Here is a 17433-nt window from a genome sequence, read left to right as displayed (position 1 = left end):
CTATCATCTGCTTTGATGTTCAATAGCGACATGTTTTGATTTACCCTAACCGCAGATTACTTAATCTGTTAAATTCACCACTTAGACGTTTAGCTAAGATTGGCTTCTATGTTGCTGGGACAAACAGTATTGGCAGACACCATTTATTGGTTTTACCAGTCAATCATTAGAATGCGATTCGCTAAACGCCTGGTTATGACTTACTGATCTCTTATGTCTTTAATCGCTTTTTTTGGTGCGCTTGAAAGTGGTCTGATTTACGGCCTCGTAGCACTTGGTGTGCTAATCTCATTTCGTACCCTCGATTTTCCCGACTTAACCGCTGATGGAAGTTTTCCGTTAGGTGGCGCGGTCGCTGGTATCTCTATCGTCGCTGGTATTAACCCGTGGCTTGCCTGCGTTTTTGGTATGCTGGCAGGGTCAGTCGCTGGTATCGTCACAGCATGGTTGCATGTCAAGCTAGGTATTTTACAGCTGCTTGCCAGTATTTTGGTCATGGTTGCCCTATATTCTGTCAACTTACGTATCATGGGCGCACCCAATCTACCACTGCTTGGTGAAACCACCGTATTTAGCTCACTTGTGACTGATGGCAACGGTTATTGGATGCGCTGCTTAATTATTGGCGTCGTTATCTTGCTTGCCAAGCTACTGTTAGATTGGTTTTATAGCACCGAAACTGGTTTGTCCATGCGCGCGACTGGCTCCAACCTTCGCATGGCACAAGCACAAGGTATCAACACCTCGTGGATGACTATTATCGGTATGGCAGTCTCTAATGGTTTGATCGCTTTAGCCGGAGCGCTGTTTGTGCAGACGCAAGGCGGTGCAGATATCTCTATCGGTATTGGTACCATTGTCATTGGTCTGGCAGCAGTGATCATCGGTGAGACCATTATTCCTGCCAAACGCATTTGGCTCATTACTTTTGCTGTAATCGTTGGCGCAGTACTGTATAAGTTGTTTATTCAGGTTGCGTTATCAAGTGATACGCTACGTAGTATTGGCTTTGGTCCACAAGATTTGAACTTAATTACTGCTTTACTCGTCGTATTGGCATTAGTATTGCCAAAAGCTAAAACTAAGTTTTTATCTCGTAGAGTTCGCGCTTGATGATGCTTAAGATAGCCATACAAGCTTGAAGAAGCTTTTAGCTTAAAGAGATGACAAGGAACCACGATTATGATGCAAGCCACAGATTTACGGTTAACTTTTAACCCAGGCACGCCTATCGAAAACCCTGCCCTACGCGGTATCAATCTAAACATTGCTGATGGTGAGTTTGTCACTGTCATCGGTACCAATGGCGCTGGTAAATCAACTTTTTTAAATGCAGTCAGTGGTACCACACGTGTTGATAGTGGTTCAATATTATTGAATGGCATTGATGTCACCAAAAAAACCGCTCATCAGCGCGCTCATTGGGTCGCGCGTGTGTTTCAGGATCCGATGGCGGGCACTTGTGAAGCCTTGACTATCGAAGAGAATATGGCGCTCGCCTATAAGCGCGGCGGCAAACGAGGACTGAATTTTGCATTGAACCAAAATAACCGTGACCTGTTCCGAGAAAAACTATCAGTCTTGAAATTGGGGTTAGAGAAGCGTCTAACCGACCGCATGGGACTGCTGTCAGGTGGACAACGTCAAGCGGTTAGTTTGCTTATGGCCTCATTGCAGCCTTCTAAGATTTTATTGCTAGATGAGCATACTGCTGCGCTTGATCCTAAGACAGCGGCGTTTGTTTTGGAGCTGACAGATAAAATCGTGACAGACAATAATCTCACGACTATGATGGTTACCCATTCCATGCAGCAAGCCTTAGCACATGGCACACGTACCGTTATGCTACATCAAGGACAAGTGGTCTTAGATGTTGCTGGCGATATTCGTCGTGGTATGACTGTCCATGATCTTCTCGATATGTTTGAGCAAACACGCGGTGAAAAGGTCGAAGATGATAGCTTGATTTTGAGTTGAACAACTCAGCTAAATAGTTTGGATTTAAAAAGTAAAAACGCCTGTCTAGTAGCAGGCGTTTTTTATTGGCTGAAAAATCTCAAGTTCTAATTGTATTTTAAGTTTCAACATACTCATTTTTCTACCTTTTTATGAGTTATAAACAGTTTATTAATATCTATCCAAATACATACTTCTTGAAGGTTTTTTGTTATCTATAGTTAATTATATACAAACTTCTCGTTAGTCACTATATAGTTGTTATATAAGCTTATTTGCCACCATTTACTATGAGGTTTGTTATGCGCAAAATTCCTATTTACTCTCATCCTGCTGCTGGTTGGCCAGCGCTCATTGCCTCTACTCGTAAACTTATGGATTATAAGGCCTTTGTGCGCGGTAGCTTAAGCATGTTGAAAAGCAATCAGCCTAAGACGGGTTTTGATTGTCCAGGCTGTGCATGGCCTGATCATAAGTCTCATAAAACACTTGATATTTGCGAAACTGGTATTAAAGTCATCGCTAGTGAGGCCATGTCTACTAAAGCAGATGCCAAATTCTTTGAAAAATATACCGTCAAAGAGCTCCAGAAATGGAACGGCTACGAGATTGAGCATAGTGGTCGTTTATCAGAACCGCTTCGGTATGATGCAGCGCAGGACCGCTATCTCCCTATCTCTTGGCAGGCTGCTTATGAGATTATCGCGAAAGAGTTGAATAAGCTTGACTCGCCAGATGACGCTTTATTTTATACCTCAGGGCGAGTAACGAACGAGCCTGCCTTTATGTATCAGCTGTTTGTACGCTGTTTTGGCACCAATAACTTGCCTGATTGCTCCAATATGTGCCATGAGCCAACATCCGTTATGCTGGGTAAGCAATTGGGTGTCGGCAAAGCCACGGTCATGCTTGAAGATTTTGAAAAGGCCAAACTGCTATTATCCTTTGGACATAATCCAGCCACCAATCATCCACGCATGCTTGAGATGCTGGCACACGCGCATAAAGAAGGCTGCCGAATCATCTCTATCAATCCGATGCGCGAACAAGGCTTAAAGGCTTTTAGAAATCCGCAAAAACCCACGCACATGGCAGCAGGTCAAAGTGATGAGATGACTGATGAAGTCGTCCAGATTCAAATTGGTGGCGATACGGCTTTGTTAGCGGGTATGGCCAAATGGCTGGTCGAGCATGACAAAATTGATCACAATTTTATTACCGAGCACACCTCAGGTTTTGAGGCATTAAAAGAATGGCTAACCGAGCAAACTTGGACAGATATTGAGCGCGGTAGTGGTATTGTACAAGCAGAGATTGTCAAACTGGCAAAATTGGTTGCCGATAGTCCAGCGACGATATGTACTTGGGGCATGGGCGTTACGCAACATGTGCAGGGCGAAGACAATGTGGCTATGATTACCAACTTGCTGCTGCTTATGGGCATGATAGGTATTGATGGTGCTGGCGCTTCGCCAATTCGCGGGCACTCTAATGTGCAGGGCGATAGAACCATGGGTATTCATGAACGCCCTAAGCAAAAACTTTTAGACAGCCTTGAGCGGGTGTTTGAACGTTCGATGCCGCAAGAAGATGGCTATGATGTTGTCTCAGGAGCAAAAGCTTTGATCGACGGCAAGCTTAAAGCTTTTATGGCTATGGGCGGCAACTTTGCAGTAGCAGCACCAAATACTAGTGCGATTCAACAAGCTTTAACGAACAACAAATTGAATGTTTTTGTTGGTACCAAACTTAACGGCACCATGCTGTATCCTGGTGCCAATAATATTATTCTGCCTTGCTTAAGCCGGATTGAAAGTTTAGTGACCGCTAAAGGCGAGCAGTTTGCCACCATCGAAGACTCTATGTGTCAAATTGTCGCGACCAAGGGCACTATTAAACCTGTTAGCGATACGTTAAAGTCTGAAGCGCAGATTGTCGCAGATATTGCGACACATGTACTAGGCTCGACAACCAATATAGATTGGCAAGCGATGAGTGAAGACTATGATGTGGTGCGTGATTATGTATCGCAAGCTATCGATGGTTTTGAGAACTTTAATCAGCGTATTCGTGATAGCGAGCGCGGTTTTCATCTATATCACCCAGCGCGTCATCGCGTATGGAATACAGATAGTGGTAAGGCTCAAATCGAAGTACCACAATATCCGATTACTTATGTTGCTGAGCAAATGGCTCAAAAGACTGCATCGACTGAACAGAAGGTTAATCCATCTCAAAATGAGCAACAAAAGGTTTGGCAGTTTACCAGTGTGCGTAGTCATGATCAGTTCAATACGATGATTTTTGGCTACAATGACCGTTATCGTCAAACCAACCGCCGTGATGTGCTCTTTATGCATCCTGATGAAATTAGCCGCTTGGGCTGGCAAAAAGGAGATAGCGTTATAGTGACGCGTCAAGACAGTAGCAACCAAGCACGTACTCTTGGTCCACTCGTTTTAACTGAGATGGATATTGCTTCTAATGCAATCGCTGCTTATTATCCTGAGTGTAATGATTTATTTGATTTAGACACTCATGCACCAGAGTCGCACATCCCAGCTTATAAATCCTCAACTGTGACTTTGGAGCGCGTAGCTGCTGATAGTCGCGAGCCAAGTAAAGTTGATAAGCAAGCACAAGTTAGTAGCGCAGATGGACTGGTAGCTTCGGCTTGATTTTTGCCATGGTCATTTTTTAGTTTAGATGGTGAGGCTTAAAATGAGGTAAATTGCGCTAAACAAAGAAGAAATCGTTATTAATATGAATACATTAACGAGGCTTTTGGTACTGTTTAGCGAAATTTATCTATTTTAAGACCGCTAAATGCATAAGTGTACTTATTGATAACACGCTTTAGGTTAAAAGCAGATTTTATGATAACTGAACATACCAAAGTCTTAGAAGACAATCTACTCGAAACCGTTGCGTCATCTGCTTCGGTATCTCATACAGTCTCCGATATAATTGATGAAGCTCAAGCACCTGTCTTAATTGATACTTCACTACCCTCGTCAGTCACACCGCTTTCACGCACTCATTTGGCACAAAAGCACTATTATCCATCAAATTATTATGACCATTACCATCCTTATATCGAAAATAAACCTGCAAGTTTGGCAGTAGAGGCTGCTGTTGCTATCGTCATCAATGGTGTGCATTATGCCGTATTGATGGCCAGTCCTTACCAGTTGGAGTATTTGGCCGTTGGGTTTTTGTTTAGTGAGGGCTTAATTCAGTATAGTCATGAATTGCTAGATTGGGAGGTGACTCAGCTTACCGATACAACCAACTATGAGAGCTTTATACAAGGCTCAATCGATAAAAATTCTGAAACAGAAATATTTGAACAAAGCGAAATACTTGAACAAAGCTTAGCACAATTGCAAGATTATGATGTTTATATAGTAGAGCTAGTATTGAATCAGCGTTGTCATCAGCGTATTCAGGCACAAAAACGTCAGCTAGCGGGCCGTACTGGCTGCGGCATGTGCGGTATGACTGGTCTAACACAAGCATTACCTGACTTGAGTGCCTATCATCAAAAGAGGCAGTATGTAAAAGACATTGTCCCACACCTCAGCTATCTGTTGTCAATACGGCAACGAGTAGATACTATGCAACACACTCATCAATTGACAGGTGCAGTACATGCAGCGGCAACGATGCAAGGTGATGACTTACATTTATTTGAAGATGTAGGACGTCATAACGCGCTTGACAAACTTATCGGCTGGCAACTGCGGAACAAAATGGAAGTTGAATACGTTCTTATGACGTCTCGCTTATCCATTGAGCTGGTACAAAAATCTATCCGTAGCCGCATACCTTGGTTAGTCGGTATGTCTGCCCCTACTAGTACAGCAGTTCGAGTCGCTGAACGTTATGGATTAGGGTTGGCTGGTTTTTTACGTGATAACAGAGTGACCTATTACACAGGTATTTAAAGCATTCAGCGAGCATAGCCAGTTATAAAAAAGAACAAGACATTAAATGCCTTGTTCTTTTTTTCGTACTTCTTTTATTCGTACTTCAGCACTTAATCAGATTATTGGGTAAATTGTGAATATTTTGCACAAGAGGCAGGTTGCCAATAGGTCTCTGTGGCATAAAACTCATCTTTACGCAGTATACCTTCGTAACTATCATCAAAGATGATTTTATAGCGACAGGTTTCTACGTTTTGATTGGTATCATAGAACTTGAGAATATAATCCCATTCACGGGAATTAAAACCTTCTTGAAAGTGCGGTGTACCAATAAGTTTATAAATCTCATTTTTGGTCGTACCGACTTTGATTTTGGCAACATCATTTTGCTCAACGATCCTGCCTTCTTTTTGCCATGCCTTACTTTGCTCAGGGAATACAAGATCATCAGGATGAACTGTCCCATGCTGTGCGCCAGGACTCACATGCCAAGTACAGCCAGTTACAGCAAATAATAAGGCAGTAGCCAATAATCCGTGGCCATAAGTAGATAAATTCATTGTTTATTCCTTAATGTGTCATGAGTGATATGACAATGTCTGTCAGAGTACAGACATCGTCAAAATAGGTTGGATTGGATTAGAAATGGAAGCCTGCACCAATAGCGCCGCCAGCATTGCCTTGAGTATCTGCTGTACCATTTATTTTCATCACCCAGCGACCGTTATCAGAGACTCTGGACACACCGATAGCAACTGCGCTTTCCCCGTTATATGATGCCACACCGCCACCTACCATCGATTTACCAGGAATATAAGCTTGCGGTAATGAAGACATTGCCATTGCAGCCGAGATACCTGCATTGGCGTCGTCTTCAACATCGTCGATTCTATAACCTAGCGAATCAACCTTGCCCTCAAGTTTTGAGTCCATATCAGCAATTTGACCATTGATTACTCTGTCAATACTATCAAATTGCTCATCAAGCTGACCTTTGTTGACAGCATCACTGTCATCCTCACCCCTAGCTACGTTGGTTATTTTATTACCACCGTTATCTAGACCGTTGTTGCTCAGTTTGACCTCTTGATTATCCCCACCTGTTAGGGTCAGACCATTATCATCAACAGTAGTATTGCCAGCGACCACTTTATCTGTAGTCACACTATCTACATTAATATTATTATTTAGATCGAATCTAATACTACTGCCTTGAGCAGTAGTGGTAATGTTGTTACCACCTACAAAGCCAAGTACGCTATCATCACCTATTGGTTTATTAATATTGTTACCACTATCCGCACCAAAGTTTAATCCGCCATCCAGTCGATTGGTATTATTAGTAATATTGGTCGTATTGTTAGCGATGTTAGTCGTATTAGTATTTACTTGAGTATTAGTGTTCGTCACACCTTGTTGTATAGATCCGATAGCGCCATCGATAGTATCTTGACCAGTACCACCAATATCAGTAGTCGTAATGATGCCGCCTGTGTTCACTGCATTGCCGCCGATAACGCTGGCAATAGCATCTGCTGTACTGTTGAGCTGATCGCCCGTTATGGCATCACTAGAACCTGCTGTTACAGTGCCATTACCGACGTTAGTGATCTTATTGCCACCATTATCTAGACCATTAGCTGAGATCACTACATCGCCAAAGGTGGCGCTGTCTAAATTAACGTCCTTGTTTAAATCAAAACTTACATTGTTACTATTGGCGTCTTTAGAGACCACAATATTGCCATCTTGATTGTTAAAATCAACAGTATCACCCGGTCTAACAGTACTTTCATTACCACCTTGGGCACTAACATTGAAACCTTGGTTAGCAGAGGTAGCACTGTCTCTAACCTCATTTAATTGGTCAACGTTGACTGCATCTGACCCCTCTGTGCCTCTACCGATATTGGTGATTTTATTACCACCATTATTAAGACCATTGTTACTCAGTCTGACCGTTTGGTTAGAACCACCAGTTAAAGTGACGCTATCCAAATCTACGTCTCTGTTTAGCTGAACTTGTACCCCATTAGTCGTTGTCGTAGAGGTTATATTTTCATCACCAATAACATTAATGGTGTCACCCAATTCAAACTTATTAGCTGTAGCGCCATTACCAAAGTTGATACCGTCATTAATTCTATTAGTATTATTAGTGATGTTAGTCGTATTACCAGCAATGTTAGTATTCAACGTATCTGCGACAGAGAATAGCTGGCTACCGTTGATAGCATCTGTGCTGGTTTCCATGACATCGCCTGCTGCCACGTTTTTAATTTGACGTTCTTGTCCGCTAGCACCCACAGAGATTTGATCTCCTGCGGCGTTAGCTGCCCCAGCAAAGTTATCAAATGTGACACCGCCTACAGTTGCGCTAGTGACACTATTTGCATCGGTTTGAGTATTAGACCCTCGACCTAATGCCACAGCGCCTTCAGTGCTAGCCTGCGCGCCACTACCTAACGCAATAGAGTCTTTTGCAGAAGCTGTAGTTTGGTCTACCGATTGATAATTGGCACCTAACTGACCAAAACTTGGCGTAGCATTCTCGATATCTGCAGCTCCAATAGCTATCGCTCGATAACCTGTTGCAGTCGTAGAGTGTCCTATAGCTAACGATCCATCGCCTGTAGCAGAAGCGACGTTACCCATGGCTTGTGAGTAGTCTCCTCTAGCAACTGATTGACGACCTATCGCTAATGCAGTATTGCCTTCAGATAATGAGCCAACGCCTATAGCCACACCAGCGCCACTAGTCGTTTTTGCATATTCACCTATTGCTACGCTAAATACATGCTCTGTACTTGCACCTGTTCCAATCGCGACGGAGCCTCCATTCTTCATCCCAGGCGTAAATTCATTATCAGTATAGTAAGGGTTGCCACGATCAGCGATTTGATATCCCTTGTTGCTGGTAGAAGATTCGCAGCCAATAGCGATATTTTCTTTATTAGTGCCTGAATTTGCTTGGCTATCATTAGTACATTCAGAAATAGCTGTACCACTTCCTGTACCGCCGTTCACTCCGACAGCAGCAATAGCTTGTGAAGACATACCGATTGCCAAACTTGTCAAGCCGACGGCAATAAGTGCTGAACGTAATGCATTTAGGCGTAGACTACGGCCGCTTTGTGTCCCTATATCAGTCTTTAGAGCTGAAGCACTGATAGAAGACTTTGATGACTTACCCTTCTCTTTGGCATTTTCAGCAACTGCTGTAAAGCATTGCAACGCTTCATTCCATATGACTTTATAACTGCGATTCATAATATATACTCCCAAATAGATCTATTAGATATAAAAAACAAAACCAAAATCTATGTTACAGAGAGTCTAAATAACAAAAGATAACGGGCCTTAGACTTACATATACGTAACATCTTGTTAAGATGTAACCCGTTATTAAGCATTAAGAAGCGAAAAATTTTTGTATTGTAAACTGACTGTTTCCATATATATTCATAATTCCGGATATATGCATTCATCTTAACGGATATACATATATAGAAACAATACCGTTAGGCGATTATTTACAACCGTTTATCCTTTTATTTACATATTAACAACAAAGTAAGTTAGTATTTTAGAAGTAATTCCTTAGATAAAATCTGATTAAAATAGAGATTTTGTATGGTGAAAGGCTATATGCACCGGCGATAGACATAAAAAAAGACCTCAAGTCCAAAATGACTCAAAGTCTTCTTTTTTATATTTTCTCATAGAGAATATAAAAGTTTGTTTTTACAATTAGTTATTTAAGCAGGTATGTTTGTTACTAATTTTAAAAATATAACCATATAATAGTAGTTTTTTTGATAGAACATCATCCTATGTAACTGTCAGTCAGATTATATTTCCTACAATATACAATAGATCAAAAAGTATTATAGTTCCTTATTGGTTAATTGCCCAAAAACGTCCATTTATCGGCTATTCAGACAGTTCACTATGGCTAACCTACAAGTTATGGTTTTTAATAACATTATTAAAAAATTCTTCGTTTGGCTTAAGTAGCGATAAGCACACCCTCTAGCATTTCAAAAAGCAATCACTGTGCAAAAACTCATACACCAAATAAAAAATTACTATTAATAAGTTTTCCTAATCAAATTATTTTATCAAAATTGCTATTCTTTTTTATGACTGAGCTCAAGATTGCTATGCAAATATTTCATAAAGTATGCTCTAAATTCACTGCCTTAATTAAACTCATACAAATAAGAAATAGTCAATAGAAATGAAATTATATGCTGTTAGTATATAAAAGCTTTTATCTACAAATTGTTAACTTTAAGAACATTTGTCTTTAGCTAACCTTAATTCGATTATTGAAGAATATTCAATTTATCAATTCTAATACAAAATACCACTACCATAAATTATAGTAGTGGTATTTTTAAATTAATGATTCTGTATTTACGAAATTAAGTAGGTATATAAGACAATGGGTTAACGTGCTAAATAAGCGGTCATGTCTTCTACTCCATGCAATGTCATAGGATACATATGATCATTAAATACCTTTTTAATTTCATTAATAGTTTGGGTATATTTCCAATAAGCTGGGGTTTCAGGATTTAACCAGGCGACTCTATCAAAGTGAGCCAGTACTCTTTTTAACCATACTATACCTGCCTCATTATTCATGTACTCGACACTGCCGCCGACTGAAAATAACTCATAAGGTGACATAGACGCATCACCGACAAATATTACTCGATACTCGCGACCATAGGTATTTAGTAGCTCAAAAGTTGGCATCGGTGCGCTATGACGTCGATCGTTGTCTTTCCAGACATAATCATAGAGACAGTTATGAAAATAAAAGAACTCTAACGTTTTAAATTCATTTTTCGCAGCAGAAAACAACTTTTCTAGTGCTTCCACATGAATATCCATACTGCCGCCCACATCAAATAGCATCAGTACTTTTACACGGTTGCGACGCTCCGCTTGCATATGAATATCGAGCACACCCTTTTTAGCAGTACGCTTGATTGTTTCTTTGATGTCAAGTTCATCAGCACTACCAGTACGCGCAAACTGGCGTAAATTGCGAAGTGCCATTTGAATCTGTCGCGTACCGAGCAGGTTATCATCATCAAGATTGCGATATTTACGCTGCTCCCAGACTTTGGCTGCACTACGCTTGCGTGACTCCCCTCCGACGCGTACGCCCTCTGGATGATCGCCGTAAGCGCCAAATGGCGAGCTACCACCTGTGCCAACCCATTTACTACCGCCTTGATGACGCTCTTTTTGCTCCTTTAAGCGCTCCTCAAGTGCTTTCATCAGCTCCTCAAGCGAGCCATATTTTTTTAATAAACGCCGCTGTTCATCTGTTAGGTTTTTGGGATCTAGTTTGAGATCGAGCCATTCTTTTGGAACATTCGTCAACTTTGCCATTAGCTCATCAATATCTAAGCTATCGATTCCTTCAAAATAATCTGCCATGGCGCGATCAAACTTGTCAAAATGGCGTTCATCTTTGACCATACATAGACGAATAAGACGATACATATCTTCTCGACTGGCAAAGGTAGACAGCGCTGGATTCTCAGGATGCGGCTGCATCATTAGACCCTGATCTAACGCGGCATTTAAATCCAGTAGCTCGCGCGTGCTGACTGGCACACCATAAGTCCGCAGGGTATAAAATAGTTTGATAAACATAGTGTTTAACCTTAGCGGCGCATCATATTTGCAAAACGCTGTAATAAATTTACATCAGCTTCATTCTTTAGCAGTGCACCGTATAGAGGCGGAATGGACTTCTCGCCGCGCAGATTTTCTTCTAATTCTTCTTGTGCCATATCATCAGCCAACAGTAAAGTTAGCCAATCAACCAACTCTGAGGTTGACGGTGGCTTTTTGAGACCTTGAATATTACGCAGTTTATAAAAGATATCGAGCGCATCATTGACTAACTTTTCTTGGATATTAGGGAAATGCACTTCAATAATTTGACGCATGGTTTGCTCTTCTGGGAAGTCTATATAATGAAAAAAACAGCGACGCAAAAAGGCATCTGGCAGCTCTTTTTCATTGTTTGAGGTGATGATGACCACAGGACGCTGCTCGGCAGTAATGGTCTCGCCTGTCTCATAAACATAAAACGACATTTTATCAAGCTCATGCAATAAGTCATTAGGAAACTCAATGTCTGCTTTATCCACTTCATCGATGAGGAGCACGCTACGATCTTTACTGGTAAAAGCTTCCCAAAGCTTACCAGGCTTGATGTAGTTGCCAATCTCATATACTTTATCATCCCCTAACTGCGAATCACGCAAGCGCGATACTGCATCGTATTCATACAGTCCCTGCTCAGCTTTAGTAGTCGATTTAATATGCCAGGTGATAAGCGGCATGCCTAAGCTGTTAGCCACTTCTTCTGCAAGTAGCGTTTTACCTGTGCCAGGCTCACCCTTGATTAGCAGCGGCTTTTGTAACGTCATTGCTGCATTAACTGCTAGTTGCAAATCATCAGTGGCAATATAGCTTCTGGTGCCTGTAAAGCTCGGTTTTGCAGTCTTATTATCAGTACTCATGGTAAGATCTCTGTCGTTGTTATCAATGTGAAATGATAGAAAATTAATGGTTTAGATTAGCACAGCGTATCTTAATGCCCAAATACTCATGCGTCGCGGTTACCAGTGAAGCTCAAATGTTTTATGACGATAAAACAAATCTATGACCATAAAAAAAGACACGCACAGGTGTCTTTTTTATGTCACTCAATATCTATCATGTAGTTATATATAGAGTTAGACTTCTACAACTTGTAGTCAGTACTAGCCAAGAAGCATCATCTCTTATCGTTATCGACTGAACTGCTTTTAGCAGTTTTCTCAGTTTTAGTATTAAGAGTACCTTTGGTCGTAGCCTTATCAATTACTGGAGTATTCACTGGCAAAGACTTATTATTTGTCTCACCTGCATAGTCTTTTTCGCCTATATAATTACCCGTTGCCAGCTGTAGATTGGCTTGTGTGTCTTCAGCGCTACGATGACGAGCCTTATCCAAACTTGACTCAAAAGCTCCGCGAATAAGCTGCCAGACAAAACCTAAAAACAACCCTGCAACCAACACCACTAGAATGGGTAATGCATTGGTAATGGCCCCTGTCATGTCTTTCATCATGATAGCGTAAACCACGCTGATGCTCGCTGGTGCAATAACACTAGGATCACTCAGTGCAGTTCCTGGAGCTAATAAAACTGCAAACAGAACCATCCAGCTCATGCCACCTAATGGACGTGGCAGCATACGCGCCACCAATATCCAAAGTAATAATACTATAATAGAACCACCAAGGTATGCGTACATTGGCAAGTCAGCAGGTGGCACGTCTTTGACCATCTGACTCCACCAAATAACAATCTCACCAAGAAGATCGCTCAGCTTTTCTAAAGGTAAGCTGTCTAAGATACTTTTTAACCAGTCCATGCGTGTTTAGTTACCTAAGTTTATAAGTTGCTCGGTTTATCAATCGCTTGGTTTGTAATTCGATGACAATGATCTTATCAACTGATAGCGAAATTGCTGACTACATGGTCTTTCAGTTGACCAGCAACTTGGCACCAATATACAAGTTTGATAAATGATCAGTTTATCACGATATAGATGCTCAATCGTAAATATTGTCTTGAGCCTCACGGGCACGTAGCGCTGCTTGACGACGCATCACCTCTTGTGGCGGCATCTGAACAAAGTATCCTTGTGATTTTAGTTTTGCTAAAACATCCTTTTTATCGACGCGAGCAAGCGTTGGCGTCGTCTCTAAATCTAAATGCATAACAAACTTGCTCACACCCAAACCGGCTCTAAAATCCTTTGGCAACACACTTAACCAATCTTTAATTTCGTCAGTGTCGTCAGGGTAATCAGGACGAGCAATATAGACATACATATCGTCATGTTTGGGGAACTTATAAATATCACAATGCATAAAACACCTATCTAACACTAAAAATGAAAGCAAATTACACATCACAATTGATATAAAAAATGCTTATGAATAATAGAATTATAGCCTATCATGGCATGCTCTGTTATCAATAGTGACTTTTAGTATTACAACTTTATTTGGTTTTTGCTGCTTGTCTCTATTAAATGTTAGGTTTTTATAGAATTGTTAATATTAATCCCATTGATGACTTGTAAAAGCGCGACTAACCTTTCATAATAATAGCGTTTTTCAGGAGAGAGTCGTTTAACAGTATGCGCCCTGTATTTATAAGGCACTATCAGTATTGTTATACGACCACCGAAGGCGCATCTACCCTGCCAATCGCTCAGGTAAAAGGACTGAAAAACGCATGTCCCTCGTTGTTTATTTGCACTTTTTATTTGAATTTTGCAATCATACACAAGCGACATAACAAATCTGGAGAGAGGTAAGGAGCCAGCAACGACGCCTTACCCACCGAAGGGGAGAAAATACGATACTGTATGCTCACATCGAGTCATAACTGCTAACATATAGCTATCGTGTTGAAAATCTCAGGTCACAGGACAGATAGGGCTTTTGTTTAAACTGACGTTATGCGTCTGTTTGGCTTATTGCTTTATTTTTTGCTACCCTTTGGAGCAATGTTTGCGCCTTGCAATTTTGCTTCTCTCTACTGTAATGACGCTCATCATCCTCGTACCTTTATAAAAGGCCGATAGCGTATACACAAGGATTTGTTATGACCGATACCAATTCTCAAAACTCCAGCTCTCAAGACAATACTAGCCAAGCTCCTCAGCGCACCCCTCTATATCAGTCTCACGTCGATAGTGATGGTAAGATGGTAGATTTTTCGGGCTGGGAGTTGCCAATTCATTATGGCTCACAAATTGAAGAGCATGAAGCTGTACGTACTGATGCTGGTATGTTTGATGTCTCACATATGGTCGTGACTGATATCAAAGGTCAAGACGCCAAAACATGGTTGCAAAAACTGCTAGCAAACGATGTCAATAAACTAAAAACAGTCGGTAAAGCTTTATACTCTCCTATGCTTAACGAGCAAGGCGGTATCATCGACGATCTCATCGTCTACTTAATAACTGCTGATGAGACTGAATATCGTATCGTATCCAATGCAGGTACTCGTGATAAAAATATCGCTCATTTTAATAAAGTTGCTGACGCTTTCGATATTACGATTACTGAGCGTTCAGAGCTTGCTATGCTTGCCGTCCAAGGGCCAAATGCAGTTGCAAAACTGGCTCAAGCCAAACCGAGCTGGAGCGCTATTCTTGACGAATTAAAGCCTTTCGTTGGTGCTGATCTTACCGACATAGAGGGTACAGATTGGTTTGTCGCTCGTACTGGTTATACGGGTGAGGATGGCGTTGAAGTCATTATGCATGCTGATGACGCGCCAGCTTTTTTTGAGCTATTAAAAGCCCACGGCATCAAGCCTGCGGGGCTTGGCGCACGTGATACGCTACGTCTAGAAGCCGGTATGAATCTTTATGGTCATGACATGGATGAGAGCATTAGCCCTTATGAATGTAATATGGGCTGGACACTTGCGCTAAAAGACGATCGCGACTTTGTTGGTCGTGAAGCCTTGGTCAACCAGCGCAAGCAAGCAAAAGAAGACGGCACTGCAATGAAACAAGTTGGTCTATTATTGACAACTCGCGGTGTCTTGCGTGAAGGGATGGAAGTGACCATTAACCAAGGAGCGGACAACGAGCAAAAAGGCATTATCACTAGTGGCACATTCTCCCCTAGCCTCAAAAACTCTATCGCTATCGCCCGTGTCCCAGCCAGCTTATCAGACGATGATAATGTGCAAATTGACTTGCGCGGTAAAGGTAAATTCGTAGATGCACGCGTCCTTAAGCTACCATTTGTACGCAATGGTAAACAGCAGTTCGACTGATTTTAATATTGACTAAATTAAACGAATACTGTTTGATTATGGGTTAATCGAGACTTTTGATAACGACGCCGAAAGTAACGCCGAAAGTGTCGATTGACCACAGCCTATTATTGGCTCTTATTTTTTATATGTTCTATTAACCAGCCTCTATCATTTAGGAGAGACACCATGAGCAATGTTCCAGCAGAATTGAAATACATCGCTAGCCACGAATGGTTACGTTTAGAAGAAGACGGTACTATCACCGTTGGTATCACTGATCATGCCCAAGACTTGCTTGGTGATGTGGTGTTCGTTGAGTTACCAGAAGTTGGTGACACTATCGTCGTTGATGATGAAATCTCGGTGGTAGAGTCAGTAAAAGCGGCCTCTGATGTGTACGCGCCTATCTCAGGCGAAGTCGTTGCTATTAATGAAAGTCTAGAAGATGATCCAGAAATCATCAACTCAGACCCTTATGGCGATGGCTGGTTCTTTAGAATGAAGCCTGACAACTTGGACGACTACGAAGCACTATTGACGGCTGAAGAGTATCAAAACGAGCTATAATTTTTTAAAGCTTTTATGCTGACCTACGTTAGCTATCAAAAACCTGCAGATATTGGCGTCAGCTGATGTCTGCTTATGTCTTATAAGACATAGTTAACCTTATCAAAAAACCAACTGGCTAACGCGTAACGCCATTTATACCATCCTATTATTACCTGTTTTTTTGCTTATATTTTTATCGTTTTTTCTATTAACGCGACGTTTTGGAGCTTTATATGAGTCAAGCAGATACTAACGACAACCATATCAATGTAGCCGACACGCCAAAGATTCGAGCAGAAAATCCCAAAACAGATAATCTAGCAACGCCAAGCCATACCTCGCAGCTACAAGCCTTTTGTGAAGTTGTAGAGTCACGTCGTTCGGTACGCCGCTTTACCGATACGCCTATTCCTGACGATGTGCTCGCAGACTGCCTACGACTTGCAATGCTAGCGCCAAACTCTAGTAACTTGCAACCGTGGGAGTTTTATGTGATTGATAGCGCAGATAGTCGCAAACGCGCTGTCAAAAACTGTATGAACCAAAATGCTGCAAAAACATCTGCTCGTTTGATTGCCGTTGTCGCACGTACGGATATTTGGCACGATCACGCTAAGCAGGTTTTGCGTGAGTATCCTGATAAGCCTGTACCCAAAAAAGTGACGGACTACTACACCAAAGTAGTCACAGCAGACTTTCTGCGTGGTCCGATAAACGCAATCTCTGTCGTTAAATGGGGCGCAACGCAAGTAGCTAGGCGAGTAAAAGGTCCAATAAAGTCGCCTTACTATACCTTTGAAGATGTCAAAAACTGGGCGACAAACAATACGGCGCTTGCCGCTGAAAACTTAATGCTAGCGCTACGGGCACATGGGTTTGATAGCTGTCCGATGGGCGGTTTTGATGAGCCCGCAATGAAAAAGCTGCTCAAACTTAGCGATGATCATCATATTGTAATGATGATTGGTGCAGGTGAGCGTTCTGATAAAGGTATTTATCACTCGCAGTTTCGCTTCGATCAAAAGCAGTTTGTTCACTATGTTTAACCTTATCTATTGTTGAGCTTTATACGGTCTATCTCGTATTTTTAACCCTTTAATAAGTGTCTGGTCTAAAGTTATTTTCTCAA

At 41.6% G+C, this 17433-nt stretch carries 13 protein-coding genes and 2 riboswitches; of the genes, 7 read left to right on the top strand and 6 right to left on the bottom strand.

Features of this window, described 5'->3' with window-relative positions:
- Window positions 1-213: 213 nt before the first annotated feature.
- The 4 genes from ACTXGH_RS02605 (at window position 214) to fdhD (ending at window position 5903) form a co-directional block, all read left to right on the top strand.
- Complete coding sequence (locus ACTXGH_RS02605; RefSeq protein WP_439260573.1) at window positions 214-1113, top strand: ABC transporter permease; 900 nt, start codon at window positions 214-216, stop codon at window positions 1111-1113.
- Window positions 1114-1182: 69 nt separating this feature from the next.
- A complete protein-coding gene (locus ACTXGH_RS02600; RefSeq protein WP_299216624.1) occupies window positions 1183-1977 on the top strand; it encodes an ABC transporter ATP-binding protein in 795 nt (264 codons plus the stop codon).
- Window positions 1978-2258: 281 nt separating this feature from the next.
- A complete protein-coding gene (locus ACTXGH_RS02595; protein ID WP_439295839.1) occupies window positions 2259-4634 on the top strand; it encodes an FdhF/YdeP family oxidoreductase in 2376 nt (791 codons plus the stop codon).
- 198 nt (window positions 4635-4832) lie between these two features.
- A complete protein-coding gene (fdhD, locus tag ACTXGH_RS02590; RefSeq protein ID WP_439295840.1) occupies window positions 4833-5903 on the top strand; it encodes a formate dehydrogenase accessory sulfurtransferase FdhD in 1071 nt (356 codons plus the stop codon).
- Window positions 5904-6004: 101 nt separating this feature from the next.
- On the opposite strand, the gene ACTXGH_RS02585 is transcribed toward fdhD, so the two are convergent.
- The 6 genes from ACTXGH_RS02585 to ACTXGH_RS02560 all read right to left on the bottom strand — a co-directional run bounded on the left by ACTXGH_RS02585 (window position 6005) and on the right by ACTXGH_RS02560 (window position 13840).
- On the bottom strand, window positions 6005-6445 hold the full coding sequence (locus tag ACTXGH_RS02585) for an outer membrane protein assembly factor BamE (protein ID WP_439295841.1): 441 nt from the start codon (window positions 6443-6445) through the stop codon (window positions 6005-6007).
- Between the two features lie 79 nt (window positions 6446-6524).
- Window positions 6525-9155 (bottom strand): YadA family autotransporter adhesin, encoded by a 2631-nt coding sequence (locus ACTXGH_RS02580; protein WP_439295842.1) that lies wholly within the window; start codon window positions 9153-9155, stop codon window positions 6525-6527.
- Window positions 9156-10337: 1182 nt separating this feature from the next.
- On the bottom strand, window positions 10338-11561 hold the full coding sequence (locus ACTXGH_RS02575; RefSeq protein ID WP_439295844.1) for a vWA domain-containing protein: 1224 nt from the start codon (window positions 11559-11561) through the stop codon (window positions 10338-10340).
- 11 nt (window positions 11562-11572) lie between these two features.
- Window positions 11573-12439, bottom strand: coding sequence for an AAA family ATPase (locus tag ACTXGH_RS02570; RefSeq protein ID WP_439295845.1), 867 nt, complete (start codon window positions 12437-12439; stop codon window positions 11573-11575).
- 257 nt (window positions 12440-12696) lie between these two features.
- Window positions 12697-13338, bottom strand: coding sequence for a hypothetical protein (locus ACTXGH_RS02565; RefSeq protein ID WP_439260564.1), 642 nt, complete (start codon window positions 13336-13338; stop codon window positions 12697-12699).
- 181 nt (window positions 13339-13519) lie between these two features.
- Window positions 13520-13840 carry a YcgL domain-containing protein gene (locus tag ACTXGH_RS02560; RefSeq protein WP_299216653.1) on the bottom strand — a complete coding sequence of 107 codons (321 nt, stop codon included), beginning with the start codon at window positions 13838-13840 and terminating at the stop codon, window positions 13520-13522.
- 240 nt (window positions 13841-14080) lie between these two features.
- A riboswitch (glycine riboswitch) is annotated at window positions 14081-14212 on the top strand.
- Between the two features lie 56 nt (window positions 14213-14268).
- Window positions 14269-14420, top strand: a riboswitch (glycine riboswitch).
- Between the two features lie 162 nt (window positions 14421-14582).
- On the opposite strand from ACTXGH_RS02560, the gene gcvT reads away from it, so the two are divergent.
- The 3 genes from gcvT to ACTXGH_RS02545 all read left to right on the top strand — a co-directional run bounded on the left by gcvT (window position 14583) and on the right by ACTXGH_RS02545 (window position 17350).
- Window positions 14583-15773 (top strand): glycine cleavage system aminomethyltransferase GcvT, encoded by a 1191-nt coding sequence (gcvT, locus tag ACTXGH_RS02555; RefSeq protein WP_439295846.1) that lies wholly within the window; start codon window positions 14583-14585, stop codon window positions 15771-15773.
- Between the two features lie 168 nt (window positions 15774-15941).
- Window positions 15942-16322, top strand: a complete 381-nt coding sequence (gene gcvH, locus ACTXGH_RS02550; RefSeq protein WP_075102841.1) for a glycine cleavage system protein GcvH — start codon at window positions 15942-15944, stop codon at window positions 16320-16322.
- 215 nt (window positions 16323-16537) lie between these two features.
- The gene (locus ACTXGH_RS02545; RefSeq protein ID WP_439260562.1) at window positions 16538-17350 is read left to right on the top strand and encodes a nitroreductase family protein; all 813 of its coding nucleotides are present in this window, start codon (window positions 16538-16540) and stop codon (window positions 17348-17350) included.
- The last annotated feature ends 83 nt before the right edge of the window (window positions 17351-17433 follow it).

The organism is Psychrobacter sp. 1Y10 (assembly GCF_052259005.1).
GTDB lineage: Bacteria > Pseudomonadota > Gammaproteobacteria > Pseudomonadales > Moraxellaceae > Psychrobacter > Psychrobacter saeujeotis.
This window is presented reverse-complemented; position numbering and strand designations above follow the sequence as displayed.